Source organism: Paenibacillus germinis (assembly GCF_013141785.1).
GTDB lineage: Bacteria > Bacillota > Bacilli > Paenibacillales > NBRC-103111 > Paenibacillus_E > Paenibacillus_E phytorum.
In genome coordinates this window covers 1-25,387 of the sequence record NZ_WHOC01000009.1, presented here as the reverse complement: position 1 = coordinate 25,387, position 25,387 = coordinate 1, and the positions used below count along the sequence as shown (strand labels likewise).

General features: G+C 45.8%; 23 protein-coding genes. 12 read left to right on the top strand and 11 right to left on the bottom strand.

Going from position 1 to position 25,387, the window contains the following annotated elements:
* Positions 1 to 347 precede the first annotated feature (347 nt).
* A complete protein-coding gene (locus GC102_RS01365; RefSeq protein ID WP_171687893.1) occupies positions 348 to 1,619 on the bottom strand; it encodes an MFS transporter in 1,272 nt (423 codons plus the stop codon).
* A 125-nt stretch (positions 1,620 to 1,744) separates the two neighbouring features.
* Between GC102_RS01365 and GC102_RS01360 the strand changes: the two genes are divergently transcribed.
* Entirely contained in the window at positions 1,745 to 2,203 is a 459-nt protein-coding gene (locus GC102_RS01360) for a hypothetical protein (protein ID WP_171687892.1), read from the top strand.
* A 70-nt stretch (positions 2,204 to 2,273) separates the two neighbouring features.
* Here GC102_RS01360 and GC102_RS01355 read toward each other — a convergent pair whose 3' ends face one another.
* Positions 2,274 to 2,960 (bottom strand): response regulator transcription factor, encoded by a 687-nt coding sequence (locus tag GC102_RS01355; protein ID WP_171687891.1) that lies wholly within the window; start codon positions 2,958 to 2,960, stop codon positions 2,274 to 2,276.
* Positions 2,961 to 3,142: 182 nt separating this feature from the next.
* Entirely contained in the window at positions 3,143 to 4,342 is a 1,200-nt protein-coding gene (locus tag GC102_RS01350; protein ID WP_171687890.1) for a sensor histidine kinase, read from the bottom strand.
* 198 nt (positions 4,343 to 4,540) lie between these two features.
* Between GC102_RS01350 and GC102_RS01345 the strand changes: the two genes are divergently transcribed.
* A complete protein-coding gene (locus GC102_RS01345) occupies positions 4,541 to 5,476 on the top strand; it encodes an ABC transporter ATP-binding protein (protein WP_171687889.1) in 936 nt (311 codons plus the stop codon).
* On the top strand, positions 5,460 to 6,404 hold the full coding sequence (locus GC102_RS01340; RefSeq protein ID WP_312883138.1) for an ABC transporter permease: 945 nt from the start codon (positions 5,460 to 5,462) through the stop codon (positions 6,402 to 6,404). The genes GC102_RS01345 and GC102_RS01340 overlap by 17 nt, the downstream gene beginning before the upstream one ends.
* A 78-nt stretch (positions 6,405 to 6,482) precedes the next feature.
* On the opposite strand, the gene GC102_RS01335 is transcribed toward GC102_RS01340, so the two are convergent.
* The 3 genes from GC102_RS01335 to GC102_RS01325 form a co-directional block, all read right to left on the bottom strand.
* Complete coding sequence (locus tag GC102_RS01335) at positions 6,483 to 7,217, bottom strand: HAD family hydrolase (RefSeq protein WP_171687887.1); 735 nt, start codon at positions 7,215 to 7,217, stop codon at positions 6,483 to 6,485.
* A gap of 80 nt (positions 7,218 to 7,297) precedes the next feature.
* Positions 7,298 to 7,750 carry a bactofilin family protein gene (locus GC102_RS01330; RefSeq protein WP_052229292.1) on the bottom strand — a complete coding sequence of 151 codons (453 nt, stop codon included), beginning with the start codon at positions 7,748 to 7,750 and terminating at the stop codon, positions 7,298 to 7,300.
* A 5-nt stretch (positions 7,751 to 7,755) separates the two neighbouring features.
* A complete protein-coding gene (locus GC102_RS01325) occupies positions 7,756 to 8,787 on the bottom strand; it encodes a M23 family metallopeptidase (RefSeq protein ID WP_171687886.1) in 1,032 nt (343 codons plus the stop codon).
* A gap of 201 nt (positions 8,788 to 8,988) precedes the next feature.
* Here GC102_RS01325 and GC102_RS01320 point away from each other — a divergent pair, with 201 nt between their 5' ends.
* On the top strand, positions 8,989 to 10,080 hold the full coding sequence (locus tag GC102_RS01320; RefSeq protein ID WP_171687885.1) for a ParM/StbA family protein: 1,092 nt from the start codon (positions 8,989 to 8,991) through the stop codon (positions 10,078 to 10,080).
* Positions 10,081 to 10,187: 107 nt separating this feature from the next.
* On the opposite strand, the gene GC102_RS01315 is transcribed toward GC102_RS01320, so the two are convergent.
* The 4 genes from GC102_RS01315 to GC102_RS01300 form a co-directional block, all read right to left on the bottom strand.
* Entirely contained in the window at positions 10,188 to 11,567 is a 1,380-nt protein-coding gene (locus tag GC102_RS01315; RefSeq protein ID WP_171687884.1) for a GerAB/ArcD/ProY family transporter, read from the bottom strand.
* A gap of 65 nt (positions 11,568 to 11,632) precedes the next feature.
* Complete coding sequence (locus GC102_RS01310; protein ID WP_171687883.1) at positions 11,633 to 11,863, bottom strand: hypothetical protein; 231 nt, start codon at positions 11,861 to 11,863, stop codon at positions 11,633 to 11,635.
* Between the two features lie 2 nt (positions 11,864 to 11,865).
* Positions 11,866 to 13,038: a Ger(x)C family spore germination protein gene (locus GC102_RS01305; protein WP_171687882.1), complete on the bottom strand. Its 1,173-nt coding sequence runs from the start codon at positions 13,036 to 13,038 to the stop codon at positions 11,866 to 11,868.
* Positions 13,025 to 14,677 carry a spore germination protein gene (locus GC102_RS01300; RefSeq protein WP_171687906.1) on the bottom strand — a complete coding sequence of 551 codons (1,653 nt, stop codon included), beginning with the start codon at positions 14,675 to 14,677 and terminating at the stop codon, positions 13,025 to 13,027. Before GC102_RS01300 ends, GC102_RS01305 begins: the two co-directional genes overlap by 14 nt.
* Before the next feature lie 227 nt (positions 14,678 to 14,904).
* On the opposite strand from GC102_RS01300, the gene cls reads away from it, so the two are divergent.
* Positions 14,905 to 16,332 (top strand): cardiolipin synthase, encoded by a 1,428-nt coding sequence (gene cls, locus GC102_RS01295; RefSeq protein ID WP_171687881.1) that lies wholly within the window; start codon positions 14,905 to 14,907, stop codon positions 16,330 to 16,332.
* A 29-nt stretch (positions 16,333 to 16,361) separates the two neighbouring features.
* Here cls and ligD read toward each other — a convergent pair whose 3' ends face one another.
* Entirely contained in the window at positions 16,362 to 17,246 is an 885-nt protein-coding gene (ligD, locus tag GC102_RS01290; protein WP_171687880.1) for a non-homologous end-joining DNA ligase, read from the bottom strand.
* Between the two features lie 234 nt (positions 17,247 to 17,480).
* Between ligD and GC102_RS01285 the strand changes: the two genes are divergently transcribed.
* The 7 genes from GC102_RS01285 (at position 17,481) to mnmH (ending at position 25,176) form a co-directional block, all read left to right on the top strand.
* Positions 17,481 to 18,080, top strand: coding sequence for a nitroreductase family protein (locus tag GC102_RS01285; RefSeq protein WP_171687879.1), 600 nt, complete (start codon positions 17,481 to 17,483; stop codon positions 18,078 to 18,080).
* A 693-nt stretch (positions 18,081 to 18,773) separates the two neighbouring features.
* Complete coding sequence (locus GC102_RS01280; RefSeq protein ID WP_171687878.1) at positions 18,774 to 20,456, top strand: hypothetical protein; 1,683 nt, start codon at positions 18,774 to 18,776, stop codon at positions 20,454 to 20,456.
* 157 nt (positions 20,457 to 20,613) lie between these two features.
* Positions 20,614 to 21,180 (top strand): sigma-70 family RNA polymerase sigma factor, encoded by a 567-nt coding sequence (locus tag GC102_RS01275; protein ID WP_057304934.1) that lies wholly within the window; start codon positions 20,614 to 20,616, stop codon positions 21,178 to 21,180.
* Positions 21,181 to 21,184: 4 nt separating this feature from the next.
* Positions 21,185 to 21,907: an anti-sigma factor gene (locus tag GC102_RS01270; RefSeq protein WP_171687905.1), complete on the top strand. Its 723-nt coding sequence runs from the start codon at positions 21,185 to 21,187 to the stop codon at positions 21,905 to 21,907.
* A 79-nt stretch (positions 21,908 to 21,986) separates the two neighbouring features.
* Positions 21,987 to 22,955: a ring-cleaving dioxygenase gene (locus GC102_RS01265; RefSeq protein ID WP_171687877.1), complete on the top strand. Its 969-nt coding sequence runs from the start codon at positions 21,987 to 21,989 to the stop codon at positions 22,953 to 22,955.
* Positions 22,956 to 23,079: 124 nt separating this feature from the next.
* The gene (gene selD, locus GC102_RS01260) at positions 23,080 to 24,129 is read left to right on the top strand and encodes a selenide, water dikinase SelD (protein ID WP_171687876.1); all 1,050 of its coding nucleotides are present in this window, start codon (positions 23,080 to 23,082) and stop codon (positions 24,127 to 24,129) included.
* Between the two features lie 15 nt (positions 24,130 to 24,144).
* Complete coding sequence (gene mnmH / locus GC102_RS01255; RefSeq protein ID WP_171687875.1) at positions 24,145 to 25,176, top strand: tRNA 2-selenouridine(34) synthase MnmH; 1,032 nt, start codon at positions 24,145 to 24,147, stop codon at positions 25,174 to 25,176.
* The last annotated feature ends 211 nt before the right edge of the window (positions 25,177 to 25,387 follow it).

Genomic DNA, 25,387 nt, shown 5'->3' with positions numbered 1-25,387 from the left:
GTTTCGATACGGAGCGAAATCTAACAGGAATTCCTCCAGTTATTTGGCGTTAATTGATCCAAACGTTCATCTAACTGGAAAACCTCCCTCTAATTTTTGGGGGAATCGCTATTCCGCGAGAAAACATCAGAAATAACGGGAGATTTTCCATGTAAACTAGATTTTTATGAAAAAATACGCAAATTAACGGTAGGTTTTCCGTGTAGTGCAACAGTGAAAATAGAGGCAGCCTAAAGATGAACGCCTTATGGGACATCCCCTTTTTTTGACCCTGATGTAGTTGTCGTCGAACAGTATCAATGGGAGTATCTCATCTATTCAACATATGCTCTCAATGCCCTAACCCATCACTGGAAACGACGAATAGCCGGCACGCACAGCACACTAGCAACAATAGCGATGCCAATCGAAGCGAATAACGTAATGGTCGTAATCCCGCCAATTCCATCAGCAATTAAGCCGATAAGGAAATAACTCACAGGCAGCAGGGCGAAAGAACCTAATAGATCCAGACTGACCACACGGCCGAAGGCTTCTGCTGGTACAAGCTCCTGTAAGCTAGTTTCCCAGATAAGACCGAAGATCATAAGTCCAAAGCCTTCTACTGCCATTAGGACAGCTAGAATGACCGCTGAAGAGGTGAAGGGGAGGAGCAGCAATGCCACACCGCTGAGGAGTACAGAGCCGTAAGCGAGTAGACCTCGATGAGGCCATTTTGTTTTAGAGCCAAAAATGAGTGCCGCAACGATGGCCCCAAGTCCAGAGCAAGTAATCCCGATACCATACATCAATGGATCCAGTTGTAGATGTACTTTGAATAACCAAGGAACCAGAATGACACTAATTCCACTGTAACTAATATTAATGAACGAAAAGGCAAGGATTGTTATCCAAAGCCAGGGATGACTTCTTAGGACCGTAATACCTTCTAGAAATTCGCTCTTCCACGAAGTCGAGGGTTGATCGGCAATTTGTTTGATGGTCGGTGTATAAAGCGATTTTTTCACCATAAAGAGCAGGCATAGAAAGGAGAGGAGATAGGTCAGCGCATCTAATCCGAAGCCGTAACTCGCGGATAAGGAAGAAATCAGCAGTCCACCTAGGACAGGTCCGATAAGTCGGACGGCTTGATTGCTCATTTGTGTTAGAGCGTTAGCGGCATTACGAATTTCGGGTGTGAATACGGTGGCACGTACAGCTGAATAGGCAGGATGAAAAAGGCCTTCCATGAGGCCATAGATGCCTACAAGTCCGAATAAGACATGGATGGATAAGGTGTCAGTGAAAATAAGCACCGCAATGGCTAACATGGTGATGAATCGAACGATATCAGAGAGCATCATAATTTTAACGCGATCATAGCGATCTACGATCCAGCCGGAAAAGGGGAGCATGATTACGTAAGGGAGCATATAAGCTGCCATAACGATGCCCATCATCGTGGTTGAACCTGTTAGGGAATAAACAACCATGGGTAAAATAACGGTAGTAACAGAACCGCCGAGCATGGATATGAGTTGGCTAAGCCACAAATAAGGAAAGGAACGTGATTTGACGAAAGGTATCAGGAAATTATCTAGTACTCGCTGTTTCTTTTTAAGATGGGATTCTATTTGCATGTTTGATTTACTCCTAACTCTCAGAATCAAAAGGTGAACAATTCATACACATCATGTACAATAGAAGGAGCAGGTAAGCTTGCGATGATGCGGGAGCCTAGTATGTACGGATTGGAGGGGAGCACATGAAGAAAGATGATCTTATTACGGCTGCGGAACTGCATGCACTGTTAGCTGAGAATGGAGAGGACTTTCAGGAGTTTGAAATGGACGAACCCATCGGTACACAGCATCTTCATTCTCTGCAAAAAGCAGTTGTGCTCCTCTCCCAGCAGGTAGCGGATCTTCAAACGCAGCTTCATGTGCATTTTGAACTCCAAAACAAACAGCAAGAACAATTGCTGCGGCAATTTAAATATCAAATTGAACATAAGCTCCATGAGCAGTTGGCAAATGGGATCGTGGTACTGCAGCAGCCAACAGACATGGATGCCGAAGTTTTGCATAAGGAATCCCAACAATTGACGCTCTATTCAGCTGAACTGCCTGAACCGGTTGATGAGGAGCCGACCTATTCCAGGGTGAAAAGCTACAAAAAGATTCGGAAACGAAAAAAGTCGTTACTGGAGAGGCTTTTCGGATAGTTGAAAGGACAAAAGACCGCATCTTCCTAGTCGAAGAGCGGTCTTTCTGTGTCTTAGTGCAGCTGGAAATCTATAGCATCCCTTCCTCATGAGCCTTCTTGGATGCTTGCACGCGGTCTCGGACGTCCATTTTCGAGTAAATGCTGGAAATATAGTTCTTCACGGTGCCTTCGGACAAGAACAGTTTTTCGGCAATTTCTCGGTTATTGAGGCCATCGGCGATACAGTGCAGTACTTGCACTTCGCGCTCACTGAGTCCATAAGTATCGGCCCGAACCTGCTCTTCCAGAGCTTTGACTCCGGCACCTTGCGATGTGTTATCTGCAGCGCCTCTCGCTTGCTGGACGAGCATTCTGGCGATATCTTGCGGGATGAGTGTACCGCCTTGGTGCACCCATTTGATACCGGCCGCCAGATCCTTCGGATGAATGGCTTTGAGCAAATAGCCTTCGGCACCCGCTCCTAGGGCATCAACGACATAGCTGATTTCCTGGAAGGTAGTCAGGATGATAACGCGAATCTGAGGCCATGTGGCTTTGATTTGGCGAGTCGCTTCGACGCCGTCCATGACTGGCATATGAATGTCCATGAGTACAACGTCAGGCTGCTGTTCTTCGCACTGCTTTAGAGCTATGTGACCATTCTCAGCCAAACCGACAACATGAATATCCGGATCCATATCAAGTACGATGTGCAGGCTTTCTCTTATTAAATCCTGATCATCGACCAGGAGAAGTTTAAGCGGGGTTGTGTTCATGCTTGATCCTCCTTAGAGTTTTTCGCCAGAAAAACTGGCTTCGAAAGCGCTACTTGAGTTTTTCGCCAGAAAAACTGGCTTCGAAAGCGTTACTTGAGTTTTTCGCCAGAAAAACTGGCATCGTAAGCGCAGCTTAAGTTTGTATCCACATTGTACCACCCAGTGCTTCCAACGGGAAAGATTTAGAATGACGGCAAACGTTTGGCGGGAATGGAACAATGAACGACAGTACCTTGACCTATTGTGGAACTCACCTGAAGTGTACCCTGCAGCGCAAATATGCGTTCCTGCATGGCGTTGATACCAAAGCCAACTTTCAGCTGCTCGGTACCGACGCCATCGTCCTCAATGCGAATGTCGACTAAATCATCGGAGTAAGTGAGTGTAACTTCTACGGTGGAAGCCCGGCCATGCCGTTTGGCATTGGTTAGCGATTCCTGCAGACAGCGAATGAGCGAAAGTTTGGTTTGTTTCGGAATGTCGAATTCGTCACCTACGGTGGTGAATCGGATTTGGGTCCCGGTATGAAGGGCAAATTCGTTAGCCAGTCTCGTCAATTGTTGGGAGAGCAGCATATCGCCTTCGGGAACCATCTGATGAATGCTGCGGCGTACTTCTTCAAGTCCATTGCGGGTTACACTACGCAGGACGTCCAACTTTTCTTTGGCTTTTTCTGGCACTGTTTCGATCAGGTAGGACACAGCGTCCATCCCCATGATGACGGAAGTAAACGTATGCCCCACTGTATCGTGCAATTCACGTGCCATCCGATTGCGCTCCTCAAGCAGCGTAAGCTGTTCGATTTGGTTGGCATACTGCTCTAATGCGTTATTTTGCTCATGGATTAAATGATACTGACGTTGGTTCTCGGCTAAAAGCTTTTCGGTCTTCTCATTCGAAGTCACAACCCGTTGTAAGCTAAGGCCAATGGCAAAGAATAGCACAGCATTTAAGATAATGCTAAATAATTGGCCAACCCCCATCTCACTATGAAGGATGAAAAAATACTCAACAGGCATCGCCACCATAAATATGGGAGCGGTCCACCAAGCATTTTTTCGGTCGGTGAGGAATCCAATGACCATTAATGGGCAATTAATAGTAAGGTACGCATCCTGCTGCATCCATGAAAGATAGAGTTGTAGAGGAATACCTGTCAGCAGAACGGCAATCGGATAGAAAGTTGAGTTGATGTAGTCCGGTCTCCAGAATAGAAATGGAACGCCATAGGACAAGAGGATGGCCAATATTGCTTGTATGTTGGTCGTTAGTTCATGCTCATGCATGTGCAAAAGCGCGTAAAGCAAGCCAAGCAGTGTAGAACCGGTCAAAACGATAAAAAGGGACCACTCTACACCGTGCCAAGGTCTTCTTTGAATCATAAAAGGACTCCTTTACACAAGATCTTATAAGATCATTGTACATAAAATAAGGAAAAAGCTATAGTGAGCGCAGTCATATGGTTTTGTGATGATTTGTGACCTTTCTCTATGACTATTCTTAGAAAGTTAACTAGGCAAAGCAGCTCAGGTAGGGTAGCATTGGGTTATATTGGTTAAAAGTTAGGGGGAGTGTTAAAGATGACAGCAACAATAGATGCCATTACACCGATAGTAAAAATCGATCAAATTACAAAACGCATCGGTTCTAAAACGATTATCGATAAATTAAGCTTTGAGGTGCCGCGGGGCGAGGTGTTTGGATTTCTCGGTCCGAACGGAGCGGGCAAAACGACAACCATCCGGATGATGGTCGGACTCATGTCGATCACGGAAGGGGATATACGGATTGGCGGGTATTCCATTCGTACCCATTTTGAGCAAGCGATTCGTCATGTTGGCGCAATTGTGGAAAATCCGGAAATGTACAAGTTTCTGAGTGGTTATCATAATTTGGTTCATTACGCGAGAATGTTCCCGGGCGTTGAGGAAGACCGAATTCAAGAGGTCATTGATCTTGTTGGTATGGAAAATAGAATCCATGACAAGGTCAAAACGTACTCCCTCGGTATGCGCCAAAGGCTTGGGATCGCTCAAGCTCTGCTGCATAAGCCGTCTGTGCTAATCTTGGACGAGCCTACTAATGGGCTGGATCCAGCAGGTATTCGGGAGCTGCGTGATCATTTACGAAAGCTCACCCGGGAGGATGGAATCTCAGTTATCGTGTCCAGTCATTTGCTTGCGGAGATGGAGTTGATGTGCGACCGTGTCGCCATTATTCAGAACGGGAAGCTGGTAGACGTCAGACTGATTAAAGAATTTGGTCAGGCGGATGGCAAACAGCAGGTGGCTTTTGAGGTGACGTCGATGGATCGAGTCTTGACATTAGCAGCAGAACACGGAGCACAAGTGAATGTATCAGGGGATGAGATCATCATGAATCTCGATAAGCAAGAGACAGCAGCGTGGAACAAAAGGTTCGTAGAGGCAGGGATTGCGGTCTACGGCATCCGAGCGGCAACCAAATCCCTGGAAGATCAATTTTTAGAGATGACGGGAAGTGATCCGATTGCTTAATCTCATTCGAAATGAACATATGAAAATTTATCGTAGGCTGCGAACTTGGATTCTAGGTGGATTATTGATTGCCATTGTCGTATTAGCTGGACTGTTCTCACATTCGGGCTATCAGTCAAATGAAGACTGGAAGACCAGAGCAGCGGAATCGATTGAGCACAATCAGAAAGAGCTGGAAAATCCGGATGTGCCGGCCAAATTCAAACAGCAGATGAAGGAGGGCATAGCACTCCAGCAGTACATGTTGGATCATAATTACCCTCCGACAGATAACACCTTATGGGGTGGCACCCTAAGCGCAGCGGGATTAATCATCATGGTTACGTTATTTACCGTAATCATTGCCGGAGATATGGTCGCTGGTGAGTTTACATGGGGGACCATTAAGCTGCTGCTCATTCGTCCTGCCAGCCGAGCGAAAATTCTATTGTCTAAGTATCTAACAACGCTGCTGTTTGCAGCTACTTTGCTGATTGTGATGTTTATTACTTCACTGATTGTGAATGGGTTCCTCTACGGATTTCAGAGTCTAAATCTTCCACACTTGACTGTAAATGCAGCAGGACAAGTTCAGGAAGGGAGTATGCTGGTGTACGTGTTTGCAACCTATGGACTAAAGTTGATCGAACTCGTTATGATCGTGACGATGGCCTTTATGATCTCAACCGTATTTCGCAGCTCCTCATTGGCTATTGGCCTTAGCATTTTCATCATGTTTGCAGGGCAAATTATTACGCTATTGCTGATGAGATACAGCTGGGGCAAATATTTTTTATTCGCCAACACGGATCTCACTCCGTACTTAGAGGGGCAGCCGCTGGCAGAAGGGATGACGCTTGGTTTCTCTATAACCGTGCTGCTTTTCTACTTCTTATTGTTTATTGTGCTCTCTTGGGAAATATTCCGCAGACGCGATGTAGCCGCCTGATAATCGTGTGGTCCAGAGGCTAACAGATACAAAAAAAGGACGACTCCTAGGTTATGAAACCTTTGGAATCGTCCTTTCTCATTTTTGAATATACGCGTGGATGGTATCAGGAACTTCCTGCAAGGAGTTCAACTGGTAGAACGCCCCTTTAGGAGTGATGTCGATGGTCCCTGTGTTGTACTCCCAGTCCTGCTGTACAGGAATATGAATCGAGTGAATACCTGCATGCAGCGCAGGCAGTACATCCGTCTTGATCGAGTTGCCGATCATCCATGTGTGGTTGCGATCAAAACGCTGTTCGTTCATGATCGTTTCCATGTATTCTCTCGTCTTATGCACCGTAACAAAGATGCGATCATCAAAATAGGTGTCTAAGCTCAAATCCTTCACTTTTTTCATTTGGATAGTTGCATCGCCACCTGTGTATAGAAACAGTCGGTGTCCAGCTTGCTGGAGATGATCAAGTGTTTCGTTCATAAGCGGATAAGGCTCTGCTGTATATTCATAAACCGTGTGGCCTAATTGCAACAACCATGATTCTTCTTTTACATTAGTTGGACGGTTATACTGTGTGGCGAACCATTGGTACGTCTCAACAAATGATTTGGGAAAACGATCCGGCATAAAGCCATGAATGTGGATGCCAGCGAGATCGATTTGGAGCTGCTTCTGCTTGATGTCCTGCGCGTTAAGTCCGTGCCCAGAATACCAAGTAAGCATAAGATCGATAAACTGGTCAATCACGAAGTCAAAATATTTATTACAATGCACCAACGTATCATCAAGATCAAAAAGTATCGTCTGTTCTCTCATAGGCCCTGTCTCCTGCATCAGTTAGAAATGAATTTCCAACTATTATATCATGCGCCTAGCCTAAGTCCTAGGCGAGACCCTTACATAGCCACCGTATTCCCCTTAAATGCCCCATTAGCGGATGAGGCAGGTTTATTCCCATTGTCTTGCTCCCCGTTTTGGATAGGAGCAGTTGTTGATGTTTTCGAGTCCATTTTACTGTTTCCTTGGAATAGTCCACCTTCTTCAATGATAAAGGAAGCCGCGCTGATATTGCCTTGAAGGGAACCTGTAGAAGTAATCGTCAGCTTGCCCTTGGTGATGATGTTACCCTGTACGCTTCCTGCCAGTACAACGTCCCTTGCAGAAATATTGGATTTTACTACGCCATTTTCCCCTATAATAACATCCCCAGCGCATTCGATATCACCTGTAATGCCGCCTTCAATGCGAATGCTCGCTTCTGATTTGATGCGGCCTTCAAAGGTTGTACCTTCTCCAATCAAAGTATCTGTTGTATTTGGATTCATGAAGTCTTTCTTTTTCTTAAACATGGTGGTTATTCATCCTTTCGATTCGCTTTGAGATAAGGTTTGGGATCGATGCTTTCCCCATTTTTGAGTACTTCATAGTGCAGATGAGGTCCAGTACTGCGTCCCGTGGATCCGACTAGGCCTATAGAACTACCTTTTTCCACGGAATCTCCCTTATTCACTAAAATTTTATTTAAATGCATGTACCAAGTGCGCAATCCCTTTGAATGCTCGATGACGATATTGTTGCCGTGGAACATATCACTCCCGGTGCTGACGACTTTGCCGTCTGCGGTTGCATAGACAGGATCATTCTCACGAGCACCGAAATCAATGCCGGAATGAAAGCTTGGACGATGCGTAAAAGGGTCTGTACGGTAACCAAACGTCGATGTGACGACCTTGGTGGTAGTCGGCCACAAGGTAGGGGTAATGCGAAGCAATTGCTGCTTATCGGCAACCTTTTGCTTCGTTGCGGTTAAGTTGGTTTGCAGCTCTTTCACTTCGCTGTTAAGTGCCGTGAAGGAAGCTAACGTCTGCTCACCAAGCTTTATGATGTCTTCCTGAGAAGCTGGATTAGGACTTCCGCCAATGCCGCTGTCTAGGGTAGGGAGCTTTCCATCTGCATCCGCAGGTTTATCCAGTTTGCTGGGTGACGTGCTGGCAACAGCTGTCCCGGTTGTGTTTGCGTCGATCCCGGCAATCGATTTGAGATCACTTTCGAATTTCTTCATTTCTTCGACTTTTGTTTTCATTTGTTCGGCTTGCTGAGATAGTTGAATAACTTCATTCTGTAATTGTTCGATGGCCTTGTCTTTGGAATTTAATGCAGCACTCCACTGTTGGTTAGCTCCAGTTAGCTTTGACTGCAGAGCGCTAGCCTCTTTCAAGGTGCTTGCATGCATCACATAAGTGATTATAGAAATTAGCAGCAGCACGGATAAGCATGCTGCAGCGATATAAGCGAATAGATGGGGAATACGAAACCTGACGACCGATTGATTGGCATCTGGAATGATGACTAGCGTCAGTTTTTTGGGTTTCCAGTTGAGCTTCATAAAGGCTTAATTGTCTCCTGTCGTGGTTGAATTTGGTAAAGTTCAATATTCCTGTACTTCATTCGTCATATTCTGATAAAAACCTTCCTAATACCTACTAGTCCTAGATAAAATGAGTCGAAAGTAGGAAGGAATCTTGTCGGATATAATCGAATGTACTTAACAAATACAGGAAGTTGTAGATATGGAGTGTAGCCACTAATGATAAAGCTAGCAGGTATCGATATAGGGAACGATAGTATTAAACTGGTGCTGGATGGTTCTAGAGAACCGTTAGTGATCCCGAATATCATTGCGCCGGGATACGAAAGGCATATTTTGCAGGAAGAAGACACACCATTGAAAGCGCTGGATGTAATGATTTACAGTCCATCCCTTTCTCAAAGAAATCAACGTTATTTCGTCGGACAACTTGCTTTGGAACATGAAGATAATCTGGAGCTTGAAGACACGGATAATAAGGCGATATCGGATCAATCCCTTATTGTTGCGCTTACTGCATTAGCTTATCAAGGTCTCACCAACCAAGCCTTTAATGCTGGGTACGGAAATGTAGACGAAGTCGAATATACGCTTGGAACCGGTTTGCCTGTTCGTGCGTTTGCGAAGTTCAATCAGCAATTCGAGCAGAGGCTGCTTGGTGAGCATGAAGTGACTTTTCTATCCACTCCACAATTCCAAAACCGCAAGATTAAAGTATCGGTTCGCAAGGTTGCAGTCTCCATTGAAGGGGCGGCAGCCATGTTCCATTTGGCTACGCACGACAGCTTGCAAGTCAAGGATGAAGAGATTTACAACGGCTGCATCGGCGTTTGCGAGATCGGCGCACTGACGACGGACTTCCCTGTTATCAAACGGATGGCTATTGATAATCACTTCAGTCATGGTGAGCAAATTGGCATCGCTACTTATCTCGATGCTGTCATTCGCGATGTCGAAGATGCTTACGGCTATGTGTTTCCAAGCCGTGCGAAGCTCGTGCAGCGAGTGAAGAATCGTGAATTTACGATTCAACTCCTTGGCGAAGGACAGGTCGATATTCGGCCGATCGTGGACCAGCATTTCCGTCGCGCGGCTTTACGGATGATCGAGATGATCAAAAAGCGCTGGCGCAAATATCCCGATATTCAATGCTTCTATGTGATTGGTGGAGGCGCATCAGCGCTGAAACCTTACATCCAAGAAGCTGCAGGGTCATTAAAACTGCGATTCGCGAATGAAAGCGAATATCTAAATATGTATGGCTACTTGAAAGTGGCCAAAAGTCGGTTAAGCCAATCAGTTCCTGTCTAGCCATGTAACGCACCTGTTTATGAGGGTGCGTTTTTTTTTATGCATTTTTTTGCCACAAAGGAACAACCGACTAATAACTCGCAATTAATTATTCGGTTGTTCCTAAATCATTTACCGGCTCCTGATTGCTTCGAAAGGTTCACCTCCATATAAGTTGTCAGGACCGTAAGGAATAAACAACAAGCAAAACACATTGCGCAGGCCGTGCTCATGATGGGCTTATACTTGCCGAAGGCAAGTCCGATGACGATGCAGACAGTGGAGAAGACGATCAGGATATTGCCCAGCCATAACCATTGCTTGTAGGAGAATCGTACGCTGGTCTTGGTCATCTGCTCGGGAGGAGTTTTAATAGAATTCCCACTGTCGCTGGGTGAAGCCATTGGATGAGATTGCTTCCGCTGCTTGATCTTCGCGGCAGCGAATAGAATACCCATGACGAAAGGCTGATATCCTAGTACGATGAGCGGCATGCTGAAATTCGCGAAGGCGAGCAGCTCCGTGATACTCTTGAACGATAGAATGGTCGTAAATGCCACCAAGAGGGCGACCTGCTTGTTAATGACGGGATAGTTGCGCTCCTTGATGATCGAGCTAATGCCTAAGAGAATCGCTAAATATATTGCGATCATTTTGCAAGCTAGAACGGGTAACCAGATGGTCAGGAGAACGATATCAAGCCGATCGAGGAAATCCGTCACATGAATCACTTGCACCAAATTGTAAGCAGGATATATGAAATTCGCAGGCATTTTCGGTCCCAAAACGGTAAGTACCAAAAAAATGATCAGCGTGAACAGGCAAATACCGAGCAAGGATCCGTGTCGGATAGCGGAACGGATTTGATTTGCGTTGTACATCGTGTGCAGAAATGCGCCGAGAATGAAAATATCACCCGCACTTCCGATGGCAAGCAGGTTGCTGAAGGCCAATTGTTGGAACGGCATTGTGAAAACAGGCATAGCGAGCCGGAGATTGAATTCGTTCGAAAGCAAGAGTGGCATCAACAAAGTTACGATGACGAAGAGAGGATAAAACATATCGTTGACGCGAGCGACGATTTCCACGCTGCTTCTCCCAAAATAAATCAGATACAAACAGGGCACCAGAACTAAGATTTCCACGGGTGTGTTGTGCAGCAACAACGTGGAATTATATTTCGATGCGGAAGACAAATCCTGCACGAGAATTTGCCAGAAGTGGAACAAAATCAACAGATTGACGACAGTACCGCCCCAGCGCCCTAGCAAATGTATGGATATTTCGAAAATATTCATCTTTGGAAACATCTTCACTAAATATCCAAAAAAGGCTGCAATCACAAATATATAGAAAACAGATAGGATATAGCTGAACCACGCATCCATCTCACTTACTCGAATCAATACATTTTGCAACGTAAAGATGCCTCCGCTTGTGATGATGGATGAGGCCAGCCACGCCAGCTGTCTCTGGTTGATTACTTGTTTTTTATCGATGAAAGCCACCGCCGTTTCAATTGCTTCAAGGGCTGATTACTGAATTATTGATTTTTTGATAGGCTAACTTGCAATCAAATGCCCATTAAATGACTAAACCAAGGGGAAACCGTGTGGATAAAGAAACGCGAAGGCATCGGAATGGGTACGTGTAAATATTTGCTAATGAATAGTACAAGTGTGACAAAGGTAATTAACCCATAAGTCGCCTTTACGCTGCCTTTCTGATGCTTAAGTGCCTTGCGGTCTATCAAAAGACTGGCAATCATAATGAATAGAAAGCTCAGTATAAATATGCTGTTCATCGCTAGCTCCCATCCTTGATCACATTCTGATTGATAAGACCGGTTTCGGTGATGGAGGCTTCAACCTTGATGCGGAATTCAGCTTCTTTAAACACGTCTCGCCATTGAGGCTTTAAATCGTTGTTCCACACATTTGGATGACTCCGCCAAACGAGTAAACCCAGTTGAGCTGAATCGGTCCCTTCCTTTTGCATTTGCTTAATGGCGGCTTGGACGCATTTCTTCACTTGCTCTGCGAATTTACGCTCCACCTTGTGTATGGCCTCCGGCTTGTTGAGATCTTGTTCGGATAAATCTTCACCAATGACCCCTTTAGCCTCTAGAGTAAGTTGAAAGATGACCTTGTCCCCTTGCAGTATAGGTTTGATTTCGGTATGTCCTTCCTTAACGAGAATGGAGATATCTTTGCCTGATTCGAGCGGAAAGGTGAGAAGATGTTCTCTAACACGGTTTCTCATCCACATGAGTCCATTCGCCTCCTGATTCTTGTAAATACCAACCATTCTGTCTCCTTTGAACTGACCATAGCCAACTAGCTGAATTTCTTGAGAGGGCTTCTTAGCTCCTTGGGTTTCCTTGGCTTCGAGGTAACTCAAAATAGGATCACTGTTAAAGCTAAGCGAAATGCCAATATCCTTCGTGGATGTCGCCATCGCGCGGCGCGATTTAGTTATTTCGCGAATGACTTCGGAGGGAAAACGTTCAAACTTGGGCTCCGCATTCAGCAGGTCGTAGCCTTTGCCCTTCGTCACGACGAGAAAGCAGGTCAGCCGACTCTCCGGTGTCCGTGCCGCATCGTCAAACATGATGCCGATTCCTGCCTTGGCAAGCTTTTCGCCTAGGACAATCGTTCGCCGATGTGATAGAAACAGTCTGCGCGACATTCGCATTTGCAGCTTGCTTGTTGCTTCGCGTATCGTTGTTCCGACTTCTGAATCTATATAGTAACTTTTGCCTCCGCTCGTACCGCCTCCACCCCCGCTGGCGCCGCCCATGGAACCGGGGAGGGGTAACATATAGGTAACGCGATACTTGCCGTCGTCCTCCAGATCAATGGAGGAGGTGAGCACAAAGGCGATATCGTTGGTTTCGGTACGATCCCAACAGCCTGTCAGGAATGTCAGCACGAGGGTGCTCATCATCCCAAACACAAAAAGACGCCTACGATGAGTCATTTGATTTGCCCTCCTCACTCGCTTTATGCTCATGCTGAATTCTGCTTCCGTCTACGCCTCCGTCCTCCTTGATTTGCTGAGGCAGCTTGTGATCCATGCGCTGTGTGTCTTGAATCGCCATAAATGCAGGACGTTTCTCCATCGCCCACAAAGGAGAGCGAATCAGCGAATCCTGTAAGTCTCCAGCGGATAACGGTCCTAATGGGGATAAATAAGGTACTCCGAAGGAACGTAAATTCGCCATATGTCCAAATAAAATCATCAAGCAAAAGATAATTCCGTAGAAACCGAATACGGAGGCAACGATTAGAAAAGGAAAACGCAGCATCCGAATGGCGATAGCGCCGTTATAACGCGGGATGGTGAATGAAGCAATCCCAGTAATGGATACGACGATGACAATCGGTGCGGATACGATGCCAGCTTGGACAGCGGCTTGTCCAACAACGAGCGCACCCAAGATGGAGACAGCGGAGCCGACCGCCTTGGGCAATCGAATACCTGCTTCTCGTAAGGCTTCGAATGTAATTTCCATGATTAACGCCTCAACAACGGCAGGGAACGGAATCGCTTCGCGGGCGGCAGCGACACTTAACATCAGTGTTGTCGGTAGTAGTTCATGGTGGTACGTCGTTATAGCTACATACAGAGCAGGTGCCGTGAGCGACAGAAACAAGAAGATGTAACGCAGCAAGCGTAATAGTGTACCGATTTGGTATCGTTCATAATAATCCTCGCTCGCTTGCATAACCTGTATGAATACGAAAGGAACAACTAGCGCAAAGGGTGTGCCATCAACGAGGATGGCCACTCGTCCTTGCAGGAGAGCACTGGCAACAACGTCTGGCCGTTCTGTGTATTGGATCTGTGGAAATGGCGAATACCATTCATCTTGGATGAGTTCTTCGAGCATGCCTGATTCCAAAATGGCATCGATCTTGATTTGCTCAATCCGCTTGACCACTTCCTCAACAAGAGAGGGCATTGCCAAGTCGTCGAGATAGCAGACGACGAGAGCGGTATTGCTCTCTTTACCGACGCTCATGGATTTCATCTTCAATCTAGGCGTCTTTAATTTGCGGCGGATCATAGAGGTGTTCGTGCGAATGCTCTCCACGAACCCTTCTTTCGGTCCGCGCACGACAGTTTCCGTCTCCGGCTCGCCGACGGAGCGCTTATCTGTTCCGCGGATGCCGAGCAGGATGGCTTTCGCGTTGCCTTCCACGAGCAGGGCGGTGTCTCCGCCCAAAACAGAAACGAGCAGGTCTCCGTAATTATCGGAGATTTGTGTCTGAGACACCGGCAGTATCGTACCTGCGATGCGGTCGATCGCTGTTTGGCCGCCACCCAGAATCATTAATGATTTCATGGTTTCGTTGAGCAGTTGGGTGTTGGTGAGTCCATCAACGAAGAGAAGCATTGCTGGAATGTTCGGCTCGATCTCGAATTCACGGACGACAACATCAGAGCAGTCCTGAAACATGGCTTTAATAAATTCATGATTTTCATGTAGAAGAAGTGATATTTTAGTTTGCTTAAGCTCTTCGATGAAGTGATAGTCTAACGAATCACTAAGCTCAGATTGTTCATCATTCTCACCCGGCCTATCTGATGGGCGTTTACGCAGGATACTTTTCATCAATTGTTTGGATGCTTTAACCATGCGATGGCCCTCCTGCCGCGATCTGGATGAAGATTAAAGGAATGCGTTTCATATTTTTCTCGAAATGAAAGGATTTTATTACGAAAGTTGGAAAATTTTATTCAGTCGAGTCCAGACTGTAGGATGGGTATAGATGAGAAGTCCTTGGCAAAAGCTATCAGGACAAGAAATTGCGGGGAAATTGGTAGAGGAGGCGGAGCTTTTTGTTGTGGGTTGTGATACTTCTGCTGCTATTCATCTTTCAGACCGCAACGATTCTGATCGGCGAATATAAACGACCAGCTAAAACGGTAGCCTGGCTGCTCGTTTTGTTTATTTTTCCAATTATCGGATTTATCATGTACTATTTCATAGCTAAGGAATATACCCAAAGGAAAATGGTTCGGCGCAAAGGACGCCGTAAAATGGATGAAATTAAACATCAATGGATGTATAAGGAATCGGCTGCGATTGCAAGCAATGCGGGGAATTATCAGCTGTTCGATGAGCCGCGTCTTGGTGGACTGCTTCATAACATTCCGGGCTCACCCATTACTCCAAAGAATCGAGTTGAAGTGTTGACCAATGGGGAAGTCACTTACGAGGCCATGATAAAGGCGATTGAACAGGCGAAAAGTCATATACATTTTGAGTTTTATACCATCAGACATGATGAAACCGGTGTGAAATTTCAAGAAATTTTGATCCGTAAGGCGAAGGAGGGTGTCAAGGTCAGAGTTATTTATGACGGGGTGGGTAGCTATACGCTTTCTACGGCTTACATAAATAAGTTTAAGCAAGCTGGGGTTGACGTGCATCCTTTTTTGCGGCCGCTCATTGCCTTCTTCGATAAACGAATGAACTATCGCAATCATCGGAAAATTATTGTCGTTGACGGCTTGGTGGGGTTCGTTGGCGGTATTAATATTGCCGATGAGTACTTAGGGAAAGATCGAAAACTTGGTTTCTGGCGAGACACCCATCTCATGCTGCACGGGGATTCGGTGTATTATTTGCAGATGACCTTTATGACAGACTGGATGTTCGTTAGCGGGGAGCGATTGTCTGAAGAATCGTTATTTCCTGAGCATAACGAACCAGAAGCTTCGTTGGTCCAGGTTATTTCAAGCGGTCCAGATGCCCACTGGGATGCTATACAGGAGATGTTTTTCGCAGGTATTATAGCAGCTAAGAAACGAATTTACATGACAACGCCATACTTTATTCCGGATCCCAGTATCACAATGGCACTCAAAACAGCGGTTATCAGCGGTGTCGATGTCCGTATTATTCTCCCTTACAAATCAGATTCCCGAATCGTTCAGTATGCATCACGGTCCTATCTGCTGGAGCTGATGCAGGCGGGGGTTCAGTTCTATTTATATCGCAAAGGCTTCATGCACGCCAAGGTTATGATTATTGACCACTTAATGGCTACAGTAGGTACGGCGAACGTGGATATGCGCAGCTTTTTCAGCAACTTTGAATTGAATGCCGTGATGTTTAATAAGAATGTCATTGAGCGTCTAGAGACTGACTTTTTAATGGATTTGAAGGACAGTGATGAATTGAAATTAGCCCAATTTGAGATGAGATCCCGGATGGAGAAGGGGAAGGAAGTCATTGCCCGATTGTTATCCCCTTTGTTCTAAGAGAGTAGATCTGTGAGAGGTTGCTACAATTATTGAAGACGCTCTAAGATGGCGTTCAAATTTTGTAGAGGAACCTTCTCAATGAGGTCGCCATACGTTCTCAAACGGCTCATCACCGTATGTAAGTTGAAATCACGAATATTAGGACGCATCTCAACCTCTTTCCATAACAGGGGGGTGGACACGGAGGCGTCCTTTTTGGCGCGTGGTGTATAAGGAGCAGATAATGTTTTTCCATACCAATGCTGTAGGTAGTCTACGTAGATTTTATCGCCGCGATTTTTCTTGAACCTTTCGATGGTAAAAAGATTAGGATATTTTTTCACGACAAAGGCGCCAATAAAATGACCGACACGGCGAAGCTCTTCAAATGTGTAGCCATGCTGAATAGGGATGTAGATCTGAACACCTGTTGCGCCTGAGGTTTTGGGAACCGACTGAATATGCAGGGAATCCAACACTTCTCCAATGATGTGGGCAGCCTCCATAATACGCGGCTCTTCCTCAAGCGAAGGATCGATATCGATCACCCATTCTGCTGGCAGCGTCTCGCCAATGCGGTGGAAGGAAGGATGAAACTCCAAGCAAGCCAAATTTCCCAGCCAAATCAGGGTGGGTAACGAGTCTAGATTGATGTAATTAATGCCATCCAGCGGCGCCAGCTTCACGAAGCTAGGTACCGGATCGGGGGCATTTTTTTGATAAAAGGACTTTTCATTATACCCGTTTGGGAAACGAATGGTTGTTAAGTGGCGATTACGGCAATAGCGCAGCAGGAAAGGAGACAACTCGGTTAATTTAGCGAGATAATCGGCCTTGGTAATGCCCGCTTCAGGCCATAAAAGCTTGTTAGGGTTCGTAATTGTAATCTCATGCCCTTCGACGAGCAGCGTTCCTTTGGTTGTGACCGCCATGTAAATTCGTCCCTCCTGATATGGATTTATATCCGATTATTCCCCGTGGGGAGGGATCTCAAACTTCTAAGGCTTGTTGAAAGGCAATGAAATTATGCTTGACAAAAAGGTGAATTCGCATGATAATAATAAAAGTAAATAACATTTAGTAAGTAACATATGAAGTAGAAGGTAATTCTTATTTGTATATAAAACTTAATTCTATCAGAGGATAGAAGCGGAGGAAAGATAAATATGAGTAACTCATTTTTAGCAGCAGTAAAAGAAAGACGTACGTACTATGGACTGAGTAAAGAAGTGGTCGTCTCGAATGAACGCATCCAAGAAATTGTGAACGAGGCTGTGAAACATACACCGTCCTCTTTTAACTCACAAAGCGCAAGAGTTGTTGTATTATTCGGCGAGCAATCCGATAAATTGTGGAACATTACGAAGGAAACCCTGAGAAAGATCGTACCTGCTGACAGCTTCGCGCCAACAGAGGAACGTATCGATAGTTTCAAAAGCGGGTATGGAACTGTATTGTTCTTTGAAGATGAGACGACAGTAGAGAATCTGCAAAAGCAATTTGCTGCTTATGCTGACAATTTCCCGATCTGGTCCAACCAATCTTCAGGCATGCTGCAATTTGTAGTATGGACGGCACTGGAACAAGAAGGTCTTGGCGCATCGCTGCAGCACTACAATCCTTTGATCAACGAGGAAGTTACACAAACGTGGAACCTTCCAAGCGAGTGGAAGCTGCTTGCCCAAATGCCATTCGGTAAACCAACCTTTACACCGGGCGATAAAGAGTTTCAACCGCTTGAAGAACGCGTGAAGTTTTTCCAATAAGAAATGTAAGGGTAGCCGTCAATTCGTCCTTATAAAAAAGTCATCCCATTCGTCCTTTGACGTTGGGGTGGCTTTTTGTACGTATAAAGAAAAACCTAGCAGCTTGGAAACCAAGCACTCGTGAGGTGTAGGTGCGAAAGCGCGGAAATCGTGCTTTCCGCGAGGAGTGACTGAGATAGGCTCGGAAATAGAGCCTAAACGCAGCGAGAACCGTTGCGAGGTTTGGGTTTGAAGGTTGAGAAGTCGATTTTGGCTCTCTCAGCATACATTTGTGTTTAACAAGCATCATTCTTGCTTCGAGAAGTCCTTATCGGACTTCTCAGAAAAAGGTGGGAAGTGTGGCGTAGTGGATAAGCGCGGAAATGGAGCTTTCGCAGAGGAGTGACTTGAATAGGCTCCGAAACCGCGCTTAAATGCAGCGAGAACCGTGACGAGGTAGGTATTTGATAGGTTGAGAAGTCGATTTTCGAGCTTTCAGCTGAGGTGGAACTATTGCGAATGTAAATAAGCGCGGAAACCGAGCTTTCACTGAGGAGTTTCTAAGATAAGCTCGGAAACCGAGCTTTCACAAGCAGCACATTTCAAGTTAACGTTCTTGCTTAAAATAATTGTCCACTTTATCACAAATGGTAAAACCGCTTGCAGCTCCACATCGTTACCTTAGATAGAAAATTTAAGGAGGAGTAATCGAGCATGGGTAATTTTAAAAAAGTATTGGTATCTTCCCTAGTGTTACTAGGTCTTATGGCGGGAGTGACGGCTCTATCAGCTGTCGCGGCTGAGCCTCTGAAGGTCAAATCCGAAACGGATATAGCAGGGGATATTGGTATCCTCCAAGGAGAGGGCAATGGGCTGACGGTTGAATACTTAAACAAGCCAACTACAAGGCTGCAAGCCGCGGTGATGTCCCTAAGATTAAAAGGATTGGAAGCCGAAGCGTTAGCTTTCACCGGAACCACTAGCTTTAAGGATGCTAGCGGCGTTTCCAAAGAGAACCAAGCGATCCTAGGTTATTTGAAAGTGCATCCTGATTTAGGCTGGCAGGGAACCGGCGATGATAAATTCGAACCGCTCGCAGGGATTACAGCGCAGCAGTATTATAAGGTTCTGTTGGAATCGCTAGGCTACACACAAGGCACGGATTTCGAGTACGCGAACGTATTTACTTTTGCCGGGAAAAATGGCTTATCGAAGATTGCTAATGTGAAGCAGTTCAAAAACTTACATATCGCAACAGCAACCATCGAAGCTCTGAAGGTTCCTATCAAAGGAACTGCGAAAACGCTAGGCGCCGATTTGACGGATAAAGGTAAAATCAGTGCGACTAAGCTAGAAGTGCTGGGGAACGCAGAACTCAGCTTGAAGCAAAGCGATACGTTGGGTAGTTATCTGACGGACTCCAAAGGCATGACACTTTACTATTTTACCAAGGATGCAGCAGATGTTAATTCTTGTGTGGGGCAATGTTTGACCAACTGGCCGATCTTTAACGGCAATAATTTCACGGTTCCTGCAGAGTTTAGCGCAGCGGATTTCAAAGTGTTCGTGCGTGCTGACGGCAAAGAACAACTCACCTATAAGGGCTGGCCTTTATACTACTTCGTTAAAGATCAAAAAGCCGGAGATACCACAGGAGATAACGTTGGTAAGGTCTGGTTCGTTATTAAACCCTCGAACGGCGGGGTGGCGCTAGGCACCAAAACCGATCTAGGCAATTATTTGACAGATGCAAACGGCATGGCACTTTACTACTATGATAAAGATACGAAGGGCGTCAGCAATTGCTCAGGCAAATGCTTGGAGAAATGGCCATTATTCTACACACCGAATATTGCACCTCCAACAGGATTTAGTTCAGCAGATTTCGGCACTCTCATTCGTGCAGATGGCAAAATGCAAACAACGTACAAAGGTTTCCCTCTGTACTATTGGGTAGATGATAAGAAAATGGGCGACACGTTAGGCCAGGATGTTGGTAAAGTCTGGTACGTGATTGACCCTGCGAAATTCAGTGGCACTAATGCGGCGAATGCATCTGTAAAAACAAGTAAATCCGACGCTCTTGGCACGTATTTGGTGGATTCAAATGGTATGGCTTTGTACTTGTTCACAAAAGATAAAGCGGACCCTAATTCTTGTGTAGGCCAATGTTTGGTTAACTGGCCGATCTTCTATGATGCGAACCTTACGGTTTCCACGGATCTAACTAGCAGCGATTTCGGTACTCTTACTCGAAACGATGGCACGAAACAAAGCACGTATAAAGGCTGGCCGCTTTACTATTGGATCAAAGATCATAACCCTGGCGATACGACTGGGCAAAATGTAGGAAAGGTCTGGTTCGTCCTCGATCCAGCTCAAACCACAGCAAGATAACTTCCTAGTCGACCCTGTAGGTTTATTGCGCTCCAACATGCTGGCAGATTCAGCGACGTTGGGGCGCTATTTTTCTATAAAGCTATTGCCAAGAAGTCTAGCTGGCGATAAGGTAGAAAGATAATAAACTTCATTTCGACTCGGGGTGTACCGAATTATGCGAAATCGAACAGATGGTGAGCTCATGAAGCTGGTGATGGCTAAGCACCATCCTGCCTTAGAAGAGCTTTACGATCGCTATGCGAAGCTGGTGTATTCATTTGCGCTGAAATCCATGAAGGAAGAGCAAGCGGCCAGAGAAATTGTCCAGCTTGTTTTCACACGTCTTTGGACCACAGAAAAGGGCTTTGACGCAAGCAAAGGTGCATTCGTCAACTGGGTGATCACGGTTACCCGTAATATCACCATCGATTGCTTGCGCAAGAAGCGCAGACTCGATCAAGTGATCCAATTTGAGCCCAGAGAGTGGGAACATACGCTCATTTCAAGCGATCCTGATCCAGAATCGGTTATGTCACGTAAGTGGATTGGAGAGCAAATTCAAGAGGCTTATGTGCATTTGTCGGATAGCCAAATTCAATTGATCGACATGATGTACTGGCAGGGCTATTCTCTAAGCGAAATTGCGACTCAAACGAATGAGCCGCTTGGTACGATAAAAAGCCGTTTGCATCAAGGTTTGAAAATACTTCGGAAGCATCTGACATCACTGAGGGAGGGATGACGTAATGAAAGAACAGGAGACTGTGGAATGCAGTTATCTTGTCAATTATTTGACAGGCGACTGCACGGAGTTGGAACGCGCTGCTTTCGAACGGCATCTGCGAACTTGTGTCACATGCCGGGAAGAATTAAGCGAGCTGCAGGAGGTCTGGCAGGCACTTCCTTTTGAGATGGAGGAAGTAGAAGTCCCTTCGGATTTGAAACAACAGGTTATGCAGTCTATTATCCCGACCCAACTGAAGGCAATCAAGAAAAAGAAGAAACATTCGTATAAATGGGTATATGGCGGAGCTGCTGCCATTATCTTAGGCCTCGTTGTAGGTGTATGGTGGAACAATCAACAACCAAAAAACTTTTCAGCCAACCCTTCTTTAAGTCAACCAGCGGAAATCGTGCATACGTTTCAATTGAAATCCGTTGAAAGTACAATGCCAACAGCCTCTGGCACTGCGTATGTGCTGCAAAATGGCGATATCCACAATGTGGTCATTAATTTGCAAGGTCTCAAGGAAACCCAAGGGGATTGGGCCTACCAGGTGTGGTATAACCGAAGCGGGAAGCGATACAATTGCGGGACGCTCCGTGTAGATGAGAAGGGTACTGGCGTGCTGACATACAGCATCCCTGTGAAGGTGAAGGATTTTCAAATTGACTCCTTTGGCGTAACGTTAGAACCGGATCCGAATGGTTCGCAGCCGCGCGGTAAGAAGATACTGGGCACTTCGTAGTTCATAATACGAATAGGTTAAGGTTAAACTACTTGTGTTTAATCAGAGGTCTGAGCATTTGTAGAGAGGACGGATAGATTTGAACGTAAAAGGTATTCATCATATAACTGCGATGACAGGGGATGCAGCGGCGAATTTCCAGTTCTACACCGAGGTGCTTGGCATGCGGCTTGTCAAGAAAACAGTCAATCAAGATGATACAACGGCATATCATTTATTTTATGGGGATGAAAAGGGGAATCCGGGAACAGAACTCACTTTCTTTGATTTTCCAGGAGTTGGGCCTAATGTCTTAGGAGTAGGCAGTATTTCAGGTACATCCCTTCGTGTAGCGAATGACGATGCGCTTTCATATTGGGTAGAGCGATTCAAGGAACATGGTGTAAAGTACTCCCCAGTGGAGGATTTTGCGGGACGCAAAGTCATTTTTTTCGAGGACCCGGAAGGTCAGCAGCTAACCATCGTTTCCGATGAAAATAATACAGGTGTTAAGGCAGGAAAGCCGTGGGAAAAAAGCCCGGTTCCTGTCTCATACGGTATTACCGGACTAGGCCCAGTGCTGCTGACCGTACGAAAGCCTGAATTCACATTGGCAGCACTTCGCATACTAGGCTTCACTGAGAAAGAACGCATTCCCGCACTTACTAAAGGACAAGAAGATATCATTGTCATGCAAGTAGGCGAAGGTGGGTCAGGGGCCGAAGTGCAAATCGAGCCGCGCAGCGATCTGCCGGTTACAAGTCAAGGCAGCGGCGGCGTTCATCACGTTGCTTTCCGTATTGAAGACAAGGAAGAACTGCTGGCTTGGGCTGAGATCCTTAACCAAGCTGGATTACCTAACTCAGGCTTTGTAGAACGATTTTATTTCCGTTCTTTGTACTTCCGCGAGCCGAATGGCATTCTCTTTGAACTAGCCACCGATGGTCCTGGCTTTGCTACGGATGAACCCCTTGAGACGCTAGGTGAATCGCTTTCTCTCCCGCCATTCTTAGAGAACCAGCGTGTGTCCATTGAAGCAAACTTGAAGTCGCTGCATACGAAACGTTGATGACCGAATACGAACATTCTGCTCTGTGATTCAGATCACGGATAAGAGATGTTCGTTTTTATTTTTGTGTTCAATCGGTTATCATTGATACATACATAGTGTGAAAATGAAGGGATGATGCCAGATGACGACAGGGGATAAAATCAAACTAACCTCTTACTCCACGAAAGGTGGATGCGGATGCAAAATCGGTCCGGGAGATCTTTCTCAAGTGATAAAATCTTTGCCGCCTACAGTTGCCAACCCCAATCTTCTGGTTGGGATAGATACTAGCGATGATGCTGGTGTTTATAAATTAAGTGAAGAGCTTGCGCTCGTTCAAACCGTAGATTTCTTCACTCCGATCGTTGACGATCCCTATTCATTCGGACAAGTAGCTGCGGCGAATGCCATCAGTGATATTTATGCGATGGGCGGTAAGCCATTAACGGCATTAAACATTGTTGCTTTTCCGATTAAAACGCTTCCCAAGCAAGTGCTTGCCGATATTTTGCGTGGCGCTGGGGATAAAATGCAGGAAGCAGGAATTACACTTGTAGGTGGTCATTCCATTGATGATAACGAGCCGAAGTTTGGACTCGCCGTCACGGGATTAGTTCACCCAGGGAAAATTCGTACCAATGCAGGAGCTAAGCCCGGAGATAAATTGATTTTAACGAAGCCGATTGGTGTGGGTATTCTGACAACCTCGATCAAAAAGGATCGACTAAGTGAAGAAGAAATTCAGCGAGTCACGCAGGTGATGGCAACGCTGAATAAGACGGCGGCGGAAACGATGGAGCCTTATAACGTTCATGCCTGCACAGATGTGACAGGCTTTGGTTTAATGGGACATTCTCTGGAAATGGCCAAAGGCAGCGGCGTGGGTATTCGCATAACTGCGCAAGATGTACCTGTTTTGCCGCGGGTCCGAGAGCTTGCCGAAGAGGGATTCGTTCCTGGGGGCACAAAGAACAACTTCGCTCATGTACAGGAATCGATCACATTTGCTGAATCGTTGGATCAAATTGGCCAATGGATTTTATGCGACGCGGTCACCTCAGGCGGCCTCCTCATCTCTGTCGATGGAGAGCAGGCTGATGAATTGCTTCGCAAACTGAAGGATGCAGGTGTAGAAGCGAGCTTGATTGGTGAAATCACCGCAGAACATCCTGGACGTATTGTTGTACTTTAAAGGAGCGAAAATCCATTGTTTCAAGATATCACCATCGAAGAACTACTAACCCTGCAAAATAAAAAAGAGATCATTCCGATCGACGTTCGTTCCTCTTCCGAATTTGAAGATGGCACATTCCCCGGCAGCTTGAATATTCCCATATTTGAGGATGCAGAGCGTGCCGAGATAGGTACCCTCTATAAGCAAGTGAGCGTGCAAGCAGCTAAGGATAGAGGGCTTGAGATCGTTTCAGCGAAGCTGCCCGCTTTTGTGAAGACTTTCGAGCAAATCAAGGAACCGAAGGTCGTTTTCTGCTGGCGCGGCGGGATGAGAAGTAAAACAACGGCAACTGTTTTATCGCTGATGGGTATTCGGGTTTACCGCTTGACCGGAGGTATTCGGGCTTATCGGAAGTGGGTTGTAAGTAGACTAGAGCAGCTTGGAGATTTTAAGCCCCCTGCCCACGTTATTCTGGGAAACACGGGAACCGGGAAAACAGCTATTTTGCGCAGTCTTTTGGAAGAAGGCTATCCTGTCTTGGATTTTGAAGGGATGGCGGGTCATAGAGGCTCCATTTTTGGAGAAATTGGCTTGAAATCACATAACCAAAAGACGTTTGAATCCTTACTTGTCGGACAACTATTGAAGCTTGAATCAGCGCCTTATGTATTAATTGAGGGAGAAAGTAAGCGAATTGGTAAAGTTGTTCTTCCCGAGTTTATCGTTCAAAAAAAAGAAGCCGCCGCGCAGATTTTTATCGAAATGCCCATCGAAGAACGTGTTCAGCATATTATTGAGGATTATAAACCTTTCGAACATCAACCGGATATTTTACACGCGTTTAAGCATATTAAAGACCGCATCCATACCCCAATAGCCAAAGAAATTGAGACAAATCTTCAGGAACAGCACTATGAGAAAGCCGTCAAGCTGCTTCTGATGCATTACTATGATCCACGCTATGAGCATGCGATGAAGCAATATGAACAAGACCGAGTCGTTATCAAGGCTGGAAATAGGAAAGAAGCTGTAGAGGCTGTGAAAAACTATTTGTTGGAGCTTTAGAATACGGCTGTGGCGAGAAAAAGAGGGGCAGTCCCAAAAGGGTTATAAACCTTGAGGGGTATCTAGCTTAAAGATGGTTACACGTATCCATAAGGACTTCCGCTTATAGGGGGAGGTCCTTTTTGGTCATATCAGAACTTATATGTTTAGGGTTTGGGGTAAGCGAAGCTTACTCCTTTTTTATTCGTGTGCTCCAGAATAAGCGCGTTTT

Excerpts from the sequence above, each read along its gene's own strand:
- GC102_RS01280 (WP_171687878.1), top strand. The coding sequence starts at position 18,774 with ATGGGTAATTTTAAAAAAGTATTGGTATCTTCCCTAGTGTTACTAGGT.
- GC102_RS01320 (WP_171687885.1), top strand. The coding sequence starts at position 8,989 with ATGATAAAGCTAGCAGGTATCGATATAGGGAACGATAGTATTAAACTG.
- GC102_RS01355 (WP_171687891.1), bottom strand. The coding sequence starts at position 2,960 with ATGAACACAACCCCGCTTAAACTTCTCCTGGTCGATGATCAGGATTTA.
- GC102_RS01270 (WP_171687905.1), top strand. The coding sequence starts at position 21,185 with ATGAAAGAACAGGAGACTGTGGAATGCAGTTATCTTGTCAATTATTTG.
- GC102_RS01285 (WP_171687879.1), top strand. The coding sequence starts at position 17,481 with ATGAGTAACTCATTTTTAGCAGCAGTAAAAGAAAGACGTACGTACTAT.
- GC102_RS01325 (WP_171687886.1), bottom strand. The coding sequence starts at position 8,787 with ATGAAGCTCAACTGGAAACCCAAAAAACTGACGCTAGTCATCATTCCA.
- GC102_RS01310 (WP_171687883.1), bottom strand. The coding sequence starts at position 11,863 with ATGAACAGCATATTTATACTGAGCTTTCTATTCATTATGATTGCCAGT.
- GC102_RS01300 (WP_171687906.1), bottom strand. The coding sequence starts at position 14,677 with ATGAAAAGTATCCTGCGTAAACGCCCATCAGATAGGCCGGGTGAGAAT.
- GC102_RS01335 (WP_171687887.1), bottom strand. The coding sequence starts at position 7,217 with ATGAGAGAACAGACGATACTTTTTGATCTTGATGATACGTTGGTGCAT.
- ligD (WP_171687880.1), bottom strand. The coding sequence starts at position 17,246 with ATGGCGGTCACAACCAAAGGAACGCTGCTCGTCGAAGGGCATGAGATT.
- GC102_RS01275 (WP_057304934.1), top strand. The coding sequence starts at position 20,614 with ATGCGAAATCGAACAGATGGTGAGCTCATGAAGCTGGTGATGGCTAAG.
- GC102_RS01305 (WP_171687882.1), bottom strand. The coding sequence starts at position 13,038 with ATGACTCATCGTAGGCGTCTTTTTGTGTTTGGGATGATGAGCACCCTC.
- GC102_RS01350 (WP_171687890.1), bottom strand. The coding sequence starts at position 4,342 with ATGATTCAAAGAAGACCTTGGCACGGTGTAGAGTGGTCCCTTTTTATC.
- GC102_RS01330 (WP_052229292.1), bottom strand. The coding sequence starts at position 7,750 with ATGTTTAAGAAAAAGAAAGACTTCATGAATCCAAATACAACAGATACT.
- GC102_RS01360 (WP_171687892.1), top strand. The coding sequence starts at position 1,745 with ATGAAGAAAGATGATCTTATTACGGCTGCGGAACTGCATGCACTGTTA.
- GC102_RS01365 (WP_171687893.1), bottom strand. The coding sequence starts at position 1,619 with ATGCAAATAGAATCCCATCTTAAAAAGAAACAGCGAGTACTAGATAAT.
- selD (WP_171687876.1), top strand. The coding sequence starts at position 23,080 with ATGACGACAGGGGATAAAATCAAACTAACCTCTTACTCCACGAAAGGT.
- GC102_RS01345 (WP_171687889.1), top strand. The coding sequence starts at position 4,541 with ATGACAGCAACAATAGATGCCATTACACCGATAGTAAAAATCGATCAA.